Genomic DNA, 14,134 nt, shown 5'->3' on the forward strand with positions numbered 1-14,134 from the left:
TCAGGGGGGCTCGCGATGACCGTTCTCAGCGTCCGCGACCTCCGCGTGTCGATCGGCGAGAACCCCATCGTCCGGGGACTCGACTTCTCGGTCGAGCGCGAGCAGACGCTCGGCATCGTCGGCGAGTCGGGCTCGGGCAAGTCCATGACCGTCCTCGCCGCGACCGGGCTCATCGACGCCCCGGGGCGCCGCGTGTCCGGCTCGAGCATTCTGCGAACGAGTCCGGATGCCCCAGGCGTCGAACTCGTCGGAGCGACCGACCGCACCCTCCGGTCGGTGCACGGCGACGCCGTCGGCTTCGTCTTCCAAGACCCCTCGACGTCGTTGAACCCCTTCCTCACCGCGGGGCGGCAGATCGCGGAGTCCCTCGAGGCGCATCGCGGACTCACCCGGCGGGCCGCGCACACCCGGGCGATCTCGCTGCTCGAGGCCGTCGGCATCCCGGATCCGGCCTCACGGGTCGAGGCCTACCCGCACCAGTTCTCGGGCGGGCAACGCCAGCGCGTGATGATCGCGATCGCTCTCGCGTGCGACCCCGCGCTGCTGGTCGCCGACGAGCCCACGACGGCTCTCGACGTGACCACGCAGGCGCAGATCATCGACCTCGTGCAGCAGCTGCAGCGCGACCGGGGCACTGCGGTCGTGTGGATCAGTCACGACCTCGGGGTGATCGGACAGGTCGCCGACGACGTGATCGTGCTGCGCCACGGCGAGGCCGTCGAGCAGCGCCCCCTCGCCGACGTGTACGCCGACCCGCAGCACGCATACACGAGAGAGCTGCTCGCGGCACGACCCCGCGTCGTCGCCGGTGCGGGACCCGCGCCCGAGCCCGCCGCGGCGCCCCTGCTCGAGGTCGATGGTCTCGACGTGCGCTTCGCGGTGCAGACCCCCGCGGGCCGCCGCACGGTTCACGCGGTCGACGACGTCTCGTTCACCGTGCGCCGCGGGACGACCCTCGCGCTCGTGGGCGAGTCGGGCTCGGGCAAGTCGACGATCGCGAACGCTCTCACCGGACTCGTCGCCCCCCACGCGGGGACGGCGACCCTGGCGGATGCCACCGGCGAGGGCGTGCGCGACGCGCTGCGCGCCCCGCGTCGCGAGCGTCGGCGCATCGCGATGGTCTTCCAGGACCCCTTCGCCTCGATCGATCCGCGCCGCACGATCGCCGACGCGATCGCGGAACCCCTGCGTGTGCATCGCCTCGGCGGGCGCACGGCCGCGTCCCGTGCCGCGCGCGTTCGAGAGCTGCTCGAGCTCGTCGACCTCGATCCCGCCTTCGCGACGCGCTTCCCGCACGAGCTCTCCGGCGGCCAGCGTCAGCGCGTGTCCATCGCGCGAGCGCTCGCGCTCGAACCGGAGCTGGTCATCCTCGACGAGGCGACGGCATCGCTCGACGTGTCGGTGCAGGCGCGCGTGCTCGCGCTCCTGCGGCGGCTGCAGGTCGAGCAGGGACTCACGTATCTCTTCATCGCGCACGACCTCGCGATCGTGCAGCAGATGAGTCACGACGTCGTGGTGCTGCGCGGTGGCCGCGTCGTCGAGGCGGCTCCGGCGCCGGAGCTCTTCGCGAACCCCCGCGAGGACTACACGCGCGCTCTCCTTGCCGCCGTGCCGCCCGACGGCCCGAGGGTGCGCGCGTGACGCGCGGGAGACCCGAGGGTACGGCGCCGATCAGCCCTGATCTCGATACGCTGACACGGTCATGACCAGAGCCACGGATGCCGATGAGCAGCGCACCGTCGAGACCCTCGGGGCCGCGGTGCGCGACGCCCGCAAGCGCCTCGGCCTGAGCGTCCAGGCGCTGTCCGAGAAGGCCGGCGTGAGCTTCGGTCTGGTCAGCCAGCTCGAGCGCGGACTCGGCAACCCGTCGCTGCAGTCGCTGCAACGGCTCGCCGGGGCCCTCGGCATCCCGGTCGCTCAGCTTCTCGACGAACCGGCCGTGCCGCTGGCCGTGGTCACCCGCGCGAAGCGTCACATCATGCCGGTCGCCGTCGACGCCCCGGCCTCGCAGCGCGCCGTCCGCGAGCTCCTGACGCCGCGCGGGGAGTCGATGCTGCAGCTGATCCGCTCGACGCTGCCCGTCGGGTTCTCGAACGAGGCGAGTCCGTTCCGCCACATCGGCACCGAGACGGTCACGGTCGAGTCCGGCGTGCTGGTGGTCTGTCAGGCCGACCGCCGGGTCGAGCTCCACGCGGGCGACACCGTCACCTACGGCTGTTCCGAGCCGCACTGGTGGGCGAACGGCCACGACGCCGAGACCGTGGTGCTGGGCGCGGTCACGCCGTTCGAGCGGTGAGCGCTCCCGGGCGTGCGAAACTCCTGAGAAATCGTGCGCGCTGCCCTCTCCACGGGCTCCGGCGCACTGCTCAGGCACAGAACTCAGGAGTTTGGCCCGCCCGCGGGCACCCGGAACGCGAAGCGATCGCCCGGCGACAGCACGTGCTCGTCGTCGCACCGGTATCCCCGCAGCCACGGCACCCCCTCGATGACGCGCAGGTAGAAGCCCTTGGGATAGTCGTGGTCGGCGCGCAGCACGGGGGAGGCGACGTTCACGGAACTCGTCGGTGCGCGGCCGGTGCTCAGGATGCTGTCGGGAGCGCTCGCCTGATCGAGGGTGGCCAGGCGCAGGTATGGCGCGGTGACCGGCGGACAGAGCCCGAGCCCGTGCCGGGCGGCTGCGTCGAAGACCCGCGGTAGGGTCGCGCCGTCGGGAAATCCCAGGTCGGCCACGGATCTCTCGACCACCGTGACCGTCTCGCGCGCGGGGTCGTCGAAGACCGCATCAGCGAGGAGCACGTCGGCGAAGGGGTTTCGATGGATGCCGTGGGCGTCGAGCCGCTCGATCAGGTCGCCGCGGCTCAGCCCGCCGACGTCGATGGTCCACGTGGTCCGGTCGGAGCCGTCGATCAAGCGCATCGATGCAGCGTACCCGCGGGCGCAGGCCCGCGGCGGGTCGCCGGCCCCTCGCCCGCGTCCCGCGCTCCGGAACCGACTCTCCGGTCGACCGTCCCGCGGCGCGCAGGGCGCCCCGGGCGGGCAGGATGTCCGGAGCGCGGAACATGCGTCGGCCGCGACACCCCGTGTGAGGGATGCCGCGGCCGACGCGGTTGTCAGACTCTCGCTCTCAGATCTCCGAACGCGGACCGGGAAGCGTCTTGTTGACCCCGGTGACCGGCTGGTTCTCGTCGAACGAGGCGATCGGACGACGGAAGCCGCGCGTGAGGATCACGAGGTACACGACGCCGAGAGCGGTCCAGATGAGGCCGCCGATGAGGGCATGCATGTCCAGGTTCACCCACAGGAGGGCCGTCAGCAGCAGACCGATGCCGGGCATCACGATGTAGCGGACGATGTCGCCGGGCGTCTTACGCAGTCCCTTGCGGATCGCGAACCACGCGATGACCGAGATGTTCACGAACGAGAACGCGACCAGGGCGCCGTAGTTGATGTACGCCGCGATCTGCTCGAGCGTGAACGCGATCGCCAGCAGGCTCACCACGCCGACGATGACGATCGAGACGGTCGGGGTGTGCGTCTTGGGGTTGATGAACCCGAAGATCCGGCGGGGGAGCACGTTGTTGCGGCCCATCACCATGAGCATGCGCGAGACCGAGGCGTGCGAGGCCAGCCACGACGCGAGCGTCGCCGCGAACCCGGCCGCGGTCAGCACGGCCTGCAGCACGGGTCCACCGACCTGCACGCCGATCTCGGGCAGGGTGCTGTCCTCGATCGCCTCCTGCGGGAAGGCCGTCGAGTCGGGGAAGCGCAGCTGGGTGAAGTACGCCGCGACGAGGAAGATGACGCCGCCCGCGATGAGGGTGAGCAGGATCGCCCGGGGCATGATCTTCGGGGTCTTGGCCTCCTCGGAGTACATCGACACCGCGTCGAAGCCGATGAACGAGAAGCAGACGACGGTCGCTCCGGCCAGGACCGCGCCGAACTGCACCTCGCTGTGGGCGAAGGGGGCGAGCGACACCGCGGTGCCGGCCCCGGCGCCGCCGACGAGCTGCACGAACACCATGACGACGAAAACCGTCATCACGAGGATCGAGAACACGAGCAGGACCATGTTGACGTTCGAGGTGCCGCGCATCGTCAGGTAGATGACGCCGGTGACGCCGGCGGTGAACACGACGACCCAGATCCAGCCGGGGATGTCGGGGAACAGCGCCTCCATGTAACTGCGCAGGATCAGCGCGTTCACCATGGGCAGCAGCATGTAGTCGATGAGCGCGGTCCAACCGACGACGAAGCCGACGCCGGGGTGGATCGACTCGCGCGCGTAGGTGTACGCGGATCCGGCGCTCGGGATGACGCGGACCATCTTCCCGTAGCTGATCGCGGTGAACACGAGCACGATGAGCGCCACCGCGTACGCGGCGGGGACGACGTTGTTCGTCTTCTCGGCGACGAGACCGAAGGTGTCGAAGACGACGGTCGGGGTCATGTAGCCCAGGCCCAGGCCGACGATCGACCAGAGACCGAGGGTGCGGGCGAGCTTCGCGCCCGAGTTCGCGGGTGCCGTCGCAGCACCGAGGTTGTCGTTCGTGGCTCCTCCAAGAGGGTGCGGGTCACGACGCGGTCGTGACCGGAGATGGTGTCGGGTACAGCATCGGGAGCACCGCTCGGGGTGGGAGCGGGGGTGGCGGCGAGGGTGGTGCCGGGGAAGCGTGTGTCGGTGTCATCGGTGGTGTGCGGCGGGGTGCTGCCGCCAGGGCGGGTGGGATGCCGACAGGGGTGGCGTCGGCATCCCTGTCGGGGTCAGAGGCGGTTCGACGCCTCGGTGAGGACCGAACGGAGGATCTGTTCGATCTCGGTGAACTCGGCGGGGCCGAGGGTCAGGGGAGGGGCGAGCTGGATGACGGGGTCACCCCGGTCGTCCGCGCGGCAGTAGAGGCCCGCGTCGAACAGGGCCTTCGACAGGAAGCCGCGCAGCAACCGCTCGGACTCGTCGTCGTCGAAGGTCTCTTTCGTCGCCTTGTCCTTGACGAGTTCGATGCCGAAGAAATAGCCGTCGCCGCGCACGTCGCCCACGATCGGCAGGTCGAGGAGCTGCTCGAGCGTGGAGCGGAACAGCGGCGAGTTCGTGCGGACGTTCTCCAGCAGTCCCTCCTCCTCGAACACGTCGAGGTTCTCGAGCGCGACGGCGGCCGAGACGGGGTGTCCGCCGAACGTGTAGCCGTGCGGGAACGAGGCGTCGCCGTGGGCGAAGGGCTCGTAGATCCGGTCGCTGATGATCGTGCCGCCGAGAGGGGAGTATCCGCTGGTCACGGCCTTGGCGAACGTGATCATGTCGGGCTGGTAGTCGTAGGCCGAGGCACCGAAGTAGTGGCCGAGGCGACCGAAGGCGCAGATGACCTCGTCGGACACGAGCAGCACGTCGTACTTGTCGCAGATCTCGCGCACCCGCTGGAAGTAGCCGGCCGGGGCGGGGAAACATCCGCCCGCGTTCTGCACGGGCTCGAGGAAGACCGCGGCGACGGTCTCGGGCCCTTCGAACTGGATCATCTGCTCGATGCGGTCCGCGGCCCACAGGCCGAACTCCTCGGGGGTCCCGCCCCCGAAACCCGATTCCTCGGCGCGGTAGTAGTTCGTGTTCGGCACCCGGAAGCCGCCGGGGGTGACGGGCTCGAACATGTGCTTCATCACCGGCAGTCCGGTGATCGCGAGGGCGCCCTGCGTGGTGCCGTGGTAGGCGATCGCGCGCGAGATGACCTTGTGCTTGGTGGGCTTGCCCTGCGTCTTCCAGTACTGCTTGGCGAGCTTGAACGCCGTCTCGACCGCCTCGCCGCCGCCTGTGGAGAAGAAGACATGGTTGAGGTCGCCCGGGGCGAGGTTCGCCAGTCGCTCGGCGAGCTCGATCGCCGCGGGGTGCGCGTACGACCAGAGCGGGAAGAACGCGAGCTCCTCGGCCTGCTTCGCCGCCGCTTGCGCGATGCGGCGTCGGCCGTGGCCGGCGTTGACGACGAACAGGCCCGCGAGCCCGTCGATGTAGCGCTTGCCGGTGGAGTCGAAGATGTGGTGACCCTCGCCCTTGACGATGATCGGCACGCCGGGCCCGTCGGTCATCACCGACTGACGGGAGAAGTGCATCCAGAGGTGGTCGCGGGCCTTCGCCTGAAGGGCCGCGTCGTGGTCGGTGTCGAGCAGGGTCATCGTGTCCCCCAGTTGTAGAGCTGTCGGTGGAGCTTGAGATAGACGAACGTCTCGGTCGAGACGACGTCGGGGAGGGCGCGAACGCGATCGTTGAGCAGGTCGATGAGGTCGTCGTCGCTCTCGCAGACGACCTCGACGAGCAGGTCGAACGACCCGGCGGTGGAGACCACGTAGGTCACGCCCGGGAGTTCCGCCATCTCGGCCGCGACGACCCGTGTGTCTCCCGACACCCGGACGCCGATCATCGCCTGACGCGCGAAGCCGAGCTGGAGCGGGTCGGTGACGGCGACGATCTGCAGGATGCCGGCATCCTGCAGCTTCTGCACGCGCTGACGCGTGGCCGTCTCGCTGAGACCGACGGCCTTGCCGATCTCGGCGTACGACCGCCGACCGTCTTCCTGCAACTGCTCGACGATCGCCTTCGACACGCGGTCGAGCGTGACGGGACGATCGGTGACGGAACTCATGATGGGCGACGGTATCAGCCGATCAATCGGGACATCAATGATGAATTCGGAATTTAAAGCGCCGAAACACAGCGGAAACCGTCGTCGCTTGACCTGGAGTGCGCTCCAGCTCGAAGGATGGGCATATGTCAGCAAAGAAGACGGTGGATCAGATCATTCTCGGGACGATGGCCTTCGGGACGACGGTCGACCGGGACGGAGCGTTCGCGATCATGGATCGGTTCGTCGCCCGCGGCGGACGATGGCTCGACACCGCGAACTGCTACGCGTTCTGGATGGACCCCTCGGGCCTCGGCGGTGCGAGCGAGCGGACGATCGGAGAGTGGCTGCGGTCGAGGAGCGGGGTCCGTGGCGAGGTGAGGATCGCGACGAAGGTGCGGCAGGACCCGCTGGTCGCGCATCGCTGGCCCGAGTCCGCGGAGGGGCTGTCCGCCTCCGCCGTGGTCGATGGGTTCTCCCGCAGTCTGGAACGGCTGGGTGTCGAGAGGGTCGACCTCCTGTGGGCGCACGCCGAGGACAGGGACGTGCCGTTGGCCGAGACCGTCGGCGCGTTCGGCGACCTCGTCGGTCGCGGTGTCGTCGCCCGGATCGGGGCGGCGAACCATCCCGCCTGGCGGATCGAGCAGGCGCGCTCCATCGCGCGGTCGACCGGCGTCGAGCCCTGGTCGGCGCTGCAGCTCCGGCACTCGCTCGTCCAGCCACGGCCGGGTGCCGCCCTGCCCGATGCGGGCCACCGGCTCCTCGCGGCCGACGACCTGGACTACGCGCGCGCCGAGGGACTCGAGGTGTGGGCATACACCCCTCTGCTCCACGGCGGCTACGCGCGCGCTGACAGGCCGTTCCCTCCCGCGTACGAGCACCCCGGGACGACGGAGGTGCTGAGGGTCCTCGACGAGGTGGTGGCCGAGACCGGGGCGACGCGCCACCAGGTCGTCCTCGCCTGGTTGCTGCACCAGGGAATCCGTCCGCTCATCGGCGTGAGCAATCCCTCGCAGCTGGACGAGGCGCTGGACGCGACGCAGGTCACGCTCCAGGATGATCAGATGGCACGCTTCGCCGCCGCGCGGTGAACCGTCCCCGAGGAGACCCATGACCAGTACCTGGACGCCCGCGGAGGCCGCGGTGAGAACCGGACTCTCTCTCGACACCCTGCGGTACTACGAGCGCGAGGGCCTCATCGGTCCGGTGGCGAGAACCACGGGCGGGCACCGGTCGTACTCGGAGGACGATCTCTTCTGGATCGGACTGATCGGCTGTCTCCGTGACGCCGGCCTCGGTATCGCCGATCTCCGCGAGTTCACCGTTCTGCTGCGTGAGGGCGGGAGCGGCGACCGGATCACCTTCCTCTCCGGGCACCGAGCCGAACTCAGTGGTCGGGTCGAACGCCTGCAGACGGCGATCGCCGTTCTCGACGAGAAGATCGCGCACTACACCAGGGACGCGGCGCGCGGCTGAGCGCCGCGTCCCTGGCGCTACGCGAGGCTCGCCATCACGTGCTTGAGGCGCGTGTAGTCCTCGAAGCCGTAGATCGACAGGTCCTTGCCGTACCCGGAGTGCTTGAACCCGCCGTGCGGCATGTCCGAGACGAACGGGATGTGCGCGTTGATCCAGACGCACCCGAAGTCGAGGTCGCGGCTGAGACGCAGCGAGCGGCCGTTGTCGCGCGTCCAGACCGAGGCGGCGAGGGCGTACGGCACGCCGTTCGCGAGCTCGAGAGCCTCCTCCTCGGTCTCGAACGACTGCACCGCGAGGACGGGCCCGAAGACCTCCTGCTGCACCAGCTCATCGTCCTGGCGGAGTCCGGTGACGACCGTCGGCGCGAAGAAGCACCCGGTGCCGCCGACGCGCGTGCCGCCGGTCGCGACCTGCGCGTGCGCGGGGAGTCGATCGATGAATCCCTCCACGCGCGCCAGCTGGTCGGGGTTGTTCACCGGCCCGAAGAACGCGTCCGGATCGTCCGGGGCTCCGACGCGGACGTTCTGCTCCACGTACGCGACGAGGCGCTCCACGAACGCATCGTGCAACGACGAATGCACGAGCAGGCGCGTGGCCGCCGTGCAGTCCTGACCTGCGTTGAAGAACGCGGCCTCGGCAATCCCGGATGCCGCGGCCTCGAGGTCCGCGTCGGCGAAGACGATCGCGGGCGCCTTGCCGCCGAGCTCGAGGTGCACGCGCTTGAGGCCCTGTGCCGCCGAGGCCGCGACCTGCATCCCGGCGCGGACGGACCCGGTGATCGCGACGAGCTGCGGCGTCGGATGCTCGACGAGCGCCCGACCGGTGTCGCGGTCACCGAGGACGACGTTGAAGACGCCCGGGGGCAGGAACTCCGCGGCGATCTCGGCGAGCAGCACCGTGGTCTGCGGGGTCGTCTCGCTGGGCTTGAGCACCACGGTGTTGCCCGCGGCGATCGCGGGGCCGATCTTCCACACCGCCATGTTCAGCGGGTAGTTCCACGGCGTCACCTGCGCCACGACGCCGATGGGCTCGCGACGCACGTACGAGGTGAACCCCTCCGCGTACTCCGCCGCGGCGCGACCGTTCAGCTCGCGCGCCGCCCCGGCGAAGAACCGCAGCTGATCGACCGACTGCACGATCTCGTCGGCGACGAGCGTGGCGCGCGGCTTCCCCGTGTCCTCCGACTCGAGGTCGGCGAACTCCTCCGCCCGCGCTTCGAGCGCGTCCGCGAGACGGAACAGCGCGAGCTGGCGCTCCGCCGGCGTCGCGCGCTTCCACGCCGGGAACGCGGCCGCGGCGGCCGCGACGGCGGCATCCACTTCGGCATCCGTCGAGACGGGTGCCTGCGCGTACACCTCGCCCGTCACGGGGCTGACGAGGTCGAGCAGGGTGCCCTCGGAGGCGACCGACGCGCCGGCGACGACGTTGTGGAGCACTCTCACGATGCCGCTGCCTCGTCGGCGACCGTGAGCGCCTCGTCGATGATGTCGAGACCGCGGACCAGCTCCTCCTCCGTGATGACGAGGGGAGGGGCGACGTGCACGCGGTTGAAGTGCGTGAAGGGCCAGAGACCCGCCTTCTTGCACGCCGCCGCGAACGCCGTCATCGGGGCGGCCGCCGGTCCCGCCGCGTTGAAGGGGACGAGCGGCTCGCGCGTCTCGCGATCGCGCACGAGCTCGATCGCCCAGAACAGTCCGCGTCCGCGCACCTCTCCGACGGACGGATGCCTCTCGGCCATCGCCCGCAACCGAGGCTCGACGACGCGCTCGCCGAGGTCGCGCACGCGCTCGAGGATCCCGTCGCGTTCGAACACCTCGAACGTGGCAACGCCGGGCGCGCACGCGAGCGGGTGGCCCGAGTAGGTGAGGCCGCCGGGGAACGCCACGGTGTCGAAGTGCGCGGCGATCGCGTCGGAGATGACGACGCCACCGAGCGGGACGTAGCCCGAGTTCACGCCCTTGGCGAAGGTGATGAGGTCGGGCACCACGTCGAACGCGTCGACCGCGAACCACTCGCCGATGCGCCCGAAGCCGACCATGACCTCGTCGGCGATGTAGACGATGCCGTACTTGTCGCACAGGGCGCGCACCCCGGGGAGGTAGCCCGGCGGCGGCACGAGCACGCCGTTCGTGCCGACGACGGTCTCGAGGATGATCGCGCCGATCGTCGACGCGCCCTCGAGGATGATCGTCTGCTCGAGGTGCTCGAGCGCGCGGGCGGTCTCCTCCTCCTCGGATGCCGAGTGGAAGGCCGACCGGTACGCGTACGGACCGAAGAAGTGCACGACCGAGGCGTCGGCCGGCTCGTTCGCCCAGCGGCGCGGGTCGCCCGTGAGAGTGATCGCGGTCGAGGTGTTGCCGTGGTAACTGCGGTACATCGCGAGCACCTTGCGCTTCCCCGTGACCAGGCGCGCCATGCGGACCGCGTTCTCGTTGGCATCCGCCCCGCCGTTGGTGAAGAAGACCTTCGACATGCCCTCGGGGGCGACCTCGGCGATGCGCCGGGCGAGTTCGCCGCGCACGTCATTGGCCATCGCGGGCTGGATGGTCGCGAGCTCGCCCGCCTGCCGCTGGATCGCCGCGACGAGGTCGGGATGCTGGTGCCCGAGGTTGAGGTTCACCAGCTGCGACGAGAAGTCGAGGTAGCTGTTGCCGGCGTAGTCCCAGAACGTCGCCCCCTCGCCGCCGGCGACCGGCAGCGGGTCGATGAGCGCCTGGGCGCTCCACGAGTGGAAGACGTGGCCGCGGTCGTTCGCGCGGACGCGGGCGTCAGTGTCGAGATCGGGCGAAGTGAGGGTCATGACTGTACCTTTCCGCACTCAGTGGTTGCTCGGGAAGCCGAGGCTGATCTGGCTCTCGCTCGGGTCGGGCCAGCGGGTGGTGACGACCTTGCTGCGCGTGTAGAAGTGGATCGACTCGGGGCCGTAGATGTGCGAGTCGCCGAAGAGCGAGTTGCGCCAGCCGCCGAACGAGAACGCGCCGACCGGCACGGGGATCGGGACGTTGACGCCGACCATGCCCACCTCGATGTCGAACTCGAACTGGCGTGCCGTGCCGCCGTCGCGCGTGAAGACGGCGGTGCCGTTGGCGAAGGGGCTGGAGTTGATGAGCTCCACGGCCTCGTCGTACGTCTTGACGCGCACGACCGAGAGCACGGGTCCGAAGATCTCGTCGTCGTACACCTTCATGCCCGGCGCGACACGGTCCACGAGCGAGACGCCGATGAAGAAGCCGTCGCCCTCGAACTCCTGCGTCGTGCCGTCGACGACGACCTCGGCGCCCTCGGCCGCCGCTCCCGTGACGTACGAGGCGACCTTGTCGCGGTGCTCGCGCGTGATGAGCGGACCCATCTCGCTCGCGGCATCCGTTCCGGGACCGATCTTCAGGCCCTCGATGCGGGATGCCACCTTCTCGACGAGCGCGTCGGCGACCTCGTCGCCCACCGCCACGAGCACCGATACGGCCATGCAGCGCTCGCCGGCGGAGCCGTAGGCGGCCGAGACGGCGGCGTCGGCGGCCGAGTCGAGGTCCGCGTCGGGCATGACCACCATGTGGTTCTTCGCGCCGCCGAGCGCCTGCACGCGCTTGCCGTTCTCGGCGGCGCGCGAGTAGATGGACTTCGCGATCGGGGTCGAGCCGACGAAGCTGACCGCGCGGACGTCGGGGGAGTCCAGCAGCGCGTCGACGGCGACCTTGTCGCCGTGCACGACGTTCAGCACGCCGGCGGGAAGCCCGGCCTCCTCGAACAGCTTCGCGAGGAACAGGGAGGCCGACGGGTCCTTCTCGCTGGGCTTCAGGACGACCGTGTTCCCGCACGCGATGGCGGATGCCGTCATCCACAGCGGGACCATGACGGGGAAGTTGAACGGGGTGATGGCCGCGACGACACCCACGGGCTGCTTGACGGAGTGCACGTCGACGCCGCGGCTGACCTGCTCGGCGTGCTCGCCCTTCAGCAGGTGCACGAGGCCGGCGGCGAACTCGACGTTCTCGATGCCGCGGCTGATCTCGCCCTTGGCATCCGAGAGCACCTTGCCGTGCTCGGCGGTGATGATCGCCGCGAGCTCGTCGGTGCGCTCGACGAGGAGGTGGCGCAGACGGAAGAAGACGTCGGCGCGCTTGATCAGGCTCGTCGCCCGCCACGCGGGGAGCGCCGCCTTCGCGGCCGCGATGGCCTCGTCGACCTCGGCGGTGGTGGCGAACGCGACGTGCGCCTGCACCTCGCCGGTCGCGGGGTCGAAGACGTCTCCCGTCCGTGCGTCGGTGCCCTGCGCGGCTCCGGCGATGTGGTGGCGGATCAGGGTCATGCGTGTCCTCCTCGGCTGAGCGATCCCGGACACTCCGACCGGGCGCGCACTAGGGTGTGTGACATTGATTCTTCGGGTGTCCGGGAGGGAACGCACGTGTCTGATCGTCGCGAATCCGAGAACCACCGGACAGATCGTCCGGTGGTCGAGGACTCCGGTCTCCCGACCCTCGCCGAGGCTCTGGACATGCCGGGTCTCGCCCAGGGGATGCCGGAGGTGCTGGCCGGCGAAGAGGCCCTGGGCTCACGGATCCGCTGGGTGCACGTCTCGGACAGCCCCGGGGTCGGTCGCCTGCTGGACGGGGGAGAGCTGCTGCTCACGACGGCCTCCGCGTGGCCCGAGCACCCCGACGACCTGCGCGCCCTCGTCGCGGATTTCGCGGCGGCGGGGCTGGTGGGCATCGTGATCGAGCTGGGGGCGCACTACCGCTACGTGCCGGCGGTCGTCGTGGATGCGGCGCGTTCCGCCGGTCTCGTCCTCATCGCCCTGCACCGAGAGGTCAAGTTCGTCGCCGTCACCGAGCAGGTGCACCGACGGATCATCGACGATCAGACGGCGGCCCTCCGCGCTCGCGACGAGGTGCGGAGCCTCTTCACCGAACTCGCCCTCCGCGGTGCGCCGGCCGATTACGTGGTGGAGCGCCTCGCGCGCACCCTGCGCGCTCCGGTGATCCTCGAGTCGCTCGCGCACGAGGTGGTCGTCGCCGACCTCGCGGGTGCCGACCACGTCGTTCTCGAGGGGTGGCAGGAACGCTCGCGGCTGTCCGGACGCGTTCCCGACGATTCGCGCACCGTCGTTCCCGTGCAGGCGCGCGGCACGCGCTGGGGCTCGCTCGTCGCCCTGGCGGGTCCCGCCCATCCGGCCGGGCGCCTTGCGGTGCTCGAGCAGGGGGCCACCGCCCTCGCTCTGGGGCGGCTCGCCGACCCCGCGGGCGAGGACTGGGTGCACCTCGGGCGTCGCCGCCTCGTCGACGATCTCGTCGCCGACCGCTACGGTTCCCTCCCCGAGGCCGCGGTGCGTCTCTCGGCCGCCGGGCTGCTGTCGGAGGGGATGGCGATGCTGGGCCTCGCCGTGAGCGGGGCCGGCGCAGCCACCATCGAAGCCGCGGCGGCCGAGGTCGGCGCGCGCGCCCTCTGCGGCACCCCGCGCCGCGCCGACGAGCCCGCCGCGGGATGGATGCCGGTGCTCCTGGCCCTGCCGTTCACGACCACCTTCGCGGGCGCGACGGTCGACCGCTTCCTCGCGGCACTGCGCACCGGCGGTCGGGTGCGCCTGGTCGTGGGACCGCGGGTCGATCCGGCCGCCCCCGAGGACATGCTCGTGCGCACGCTCGATTCGGCGCACGAGGCTCTCGACCTCGCCGAGTCGGGGGAGATGGGCGAGTCGGGCGTGATGTGGGTGCGGCGGCATCCGCTTCGACGATTCGTGGCGGCGCTGCGGGGCGACCACCGCCTGCTCGCCCACGCCGAGTCGATGCTCGCGCCCGTCCTCGACCTTCCCGCAGCGCGACGGGACGACCTCCTCGATGCCCTCGCCGCGGTGGTGGCCCATCCCGGCAATCGCACGGCGGCGGCGACCGCGGCGCACGTGTCGCGATCGGTCTTCTACCAGCGTCTCGACGCCCTCGAGGAGATCCTCGGAGTGCGCCTCGACGACGGTGAGGTGCTCGCCGCCCTCCACCTCGCCGTGGCCGTGCATCGCGCGCACGCCTCGTGACCCTCGGGACGACATAGGATGTGCCGGAAAGGCG

At 70.5% G+C, this 14,134-nt stretch carries 11 protein-coding genes and 1 pseudogene; 5 read left to right on the forward strand and 7 right to left on the reverse strand.

The annotated features are described in order from the left end of the window. Positions 1 to 15 precede the first annotated feature (15 nt). Both ACMW4R_RS10020 and ACMW4R_RS10025 read left to right on the forward strand, forming a co-directional pair. A complete protein-coding gene (locus tag ACMW4R_RS10020) occupies positions 16 to 1,641 on the forward strand; it encodes a dipeptide ABC transporter ATP-binding protein (protein WP_058615124.1) in 1,626 nt (541 codons plus the stop codon). A gap of 61 nt (positions 1,642 to 1,702) precedes the next feature. Beyond that, entirely contained in the window at positions 1,703 to 2,296 is a 594-nt protein-coding gene (locus ACMW4R_RS10025) for a helix-turn-helix domain-containing protein (protein ID WP_058598183.1), read from the forward strand. Between the two features lie 83 nt (positions 2,297 to 2,379). Here ACMW4R_RS10025 and ACMW4R_RS10030 read toward each other — a convergent pair whose 3' ends face one another. The 4 genes and pseudogenes from ACMW4R_RS10030 to ACMW4R_RS10045 all read right to left on the reverse strand — a co-directional run bounded on the left by ACMW4R_RS10030 (position 2,380) and on the right by ACMW4R_RS10045 (position 6,623). Then, on the reverse strand, positions 2,380 to 2,916 hold the full coding sequence (locus tag ACMW4R_RS10030; RefSeq protein ID WP_418299814.1) for a hypothetical protein: 537 nt from the start codon (positions 2,914 to 2,916) through the stop codon (positions 2,380 to 2,382). 208 nt (positions 2,917 to 3,124) lie between these two features. Beyond that, positions 3,125 to 4,480: pseudogene (locus ACMW4R_RS10035) on the reverse strand (APC family permease); the annotation flags it as partial. A gap of 281 nt (positions 4,481 to 4,761) precedes the next feature. Continuing rightward, positions 4,762 to 6,156, reverse strand: a complete 1,395-nt coding sequence (locus ACMW4R_RS10040; protein WP_363337142.1) for an aspartate aminotransferase family protein — start codon at positions 6,154 to 6,156, stop codon at positions 4,762 to 4,764. After that, positions 6,153 to 6,623 carry an Lrp/AsnC family transcriptional regulator gene (locus ACMW4R_RS10045; protein WP_058626630.1) on the reverse strand — a complete coding sequence of 157 codons (471 nt, stop codon included), beginning with the start codon at positions 6,621 to 6,623 and terminating at the stop codon, positions 6,153 to 6,155. The genes ACMW4R_RS10040 and ACMW4R_RS10045 overlap by 4 nt, the downstream gene beginning before the upstream one ends. 125 nt (positions 6,624 to 6,748) lie before the next feature. On the opposite strand from ACMW4R_RS10045, the gene ACMW4R_RS10050 reads away from it, so the two are divergent. Next, positions 6,749 to 7,693: an aldo/keto reductase gene (locus ACMW4R_RS10050; RefSeq protein WP_418299815.1), complete on the forward strand. Its 945-nt coding sequence runs from the start codon at positions 6,749 to 6,751 to the stop codon at positions 7,691 to 7,693. A gap of 19 nt (positions 7,694 to 7,712) precedes the next feature. Continuing rightward, positions 7,713 to 8,078, forward strand: a complete 366-nt coding sequence (locus ACMW4R_RS10055; RefSeq protein WP_058596043.1) for a MerR family transcriptional regulator — start codon at positions 7,713 to 7,715, stop codon at positions 8,076 to 8,078. A 17-nt stretch (positions 8,079 to 8,095) separates the two neighbouring features. Here ACMW4R_RS10055 and ACMW4R_RS10060 read toward each other — a convergent pair whose 3' ends face one another. The 3 genes from ACMW4R_RS10060 to ACMW4R_RS10070 are packed head-to-tail and all read right to left on the reverse strand — an operon-like array spanning position 8,096 to position 12,384. After that, positions 8,096 to 9,520 (reverse strand): aminobutyraldehyde dehydrogenase, encoded by a 1,425-nt coding sequence (locus ACMW4R_RS10060; protein ID WP_081317284.1) that lies wholly within the window; start codon positions 9,518 to 9,520, stop codon positions 8,096 to 8,098. Beyond that, positions 9,517 to 10,878 carry an aspartate aminotransferase family protein gene (locus ACMW4R_RS10065; RefSeq protein WP_058596042.1) on the reverse strand — a complete coding sequence of 454 codons (1,362 nt, stop codon included), beginning with the start codon at positions 10,876 to 10,878 and terminating at the stop codon, positions 9,517 to 9,519. Before ACMW4R_RS10065 ends, ACMW4R_RS10060 begins: the two co-directional genes overlap by 4 nt. 18 nt (positions 10,879 to 10,896) lie before the next feature. After that, a complete protein-coding gene (locus ACMW4R_RS10070; protein ID WP_418299816.1) occupies positions 10,897 to 12,384 on the reverse strand; it encodes a CoA-acylating methylmalonate-semialdehyde dehydrogenase in 1,488 nt (495 codons plus the stop codon). Between the two features lie 96 nt (positions 12,385 to 12,480). On the opposite strand from ACMW4R_RS10070, the gene ACMW4R_RS10075 reads away from it, so the two are divergent. Continuing rightward, entirely contained in the window at positions 12,481 to 14,100 is a 1,620-nt protein-coding gene (locus ACMW4R_RS10075; RefSeq protein ID WP_418299817.1) for a PucR family transcriptional regulator, read from the forward strand. Positions 14,101 to 14,134: the final 34 nt, after the last annotated feature.

This window comes from Microbacterium sp. S1037 (assembly GCF_048381605.1).
Taxonomy (GTDB): Bacteria; Actinomycetota; Actinomycetes; order Actinomycetales; family Microbacteriaceae; genus Microbacterium; species Microbacterium testaceum_B.

Bases quoted from the DNA above. Each gene is read 5' to 3' on its own strand.
- ACMW4R_RS10020 (WP_058615124.1), top strand. From the start codon at position 16: ATGACCGTTCTCAGCGTCCGCGACCTCCGCGTGTCGATCGGCGAGAAC.
- ACMW4R_RS10025 (WP_058598183.1), top strand. From the start codon at position 1,703: ATGACCAGAGCCACGGATGCCGATGAGCAGCGCACCGTCGAGACCCTC.
- ACMW4R_RS10030 (WP_418299814.1), bottom strand. From the start codon at position 2,916: ATGCGCTTGATCGACGGCTCCGACCGGACCACGTGGACCATCGACGTC.
- ACMW4R_RS10040 (WP_363337142.1), bottom strand. From the start codon at position 6,156: ATGACCCTGCTCGACACCGACCACGACGCGGCCCTTCAGGCGAAGGCC.
- ACMW4R_RS10045 (WP_058626630.1), bottom strand. From the start codon at position 6,623: ATGAGTTCCGTCACCGATCGTCCCGTCACGCTCGACCGCGTGTCGAAG.
- ACMW4R_RS10050 (WP_418299815.1), top strand. From the start codon at position 6,749: ATGTCAGCAAAGAAGACGGTGGATCAGATCATTCTCGGGACGATGGCC.
- ACMW4R_RS10055 (WP_058596043.1), top strand. From the start codon at position 7,713: ATGACCAGTACCTGGACGCCCGCGGAGGCCGCGGTGAGAACCGGACTC.
- ACMW4R_RS10065 (WP_058596042.1), bottom strand. From the start codon at position 10,878: ATGACCCTCACTTCGCCCGATCTCGACACTGACGCCCGCGTCCGCGCG.
- ACMW4R_RS10070 (WP_418299816.1), bottom strand. From the start codon at position 12,384: ATGACCCTGATCCGCCACCACATCGCCGGAGCCGCGCAGGGCACCGAC.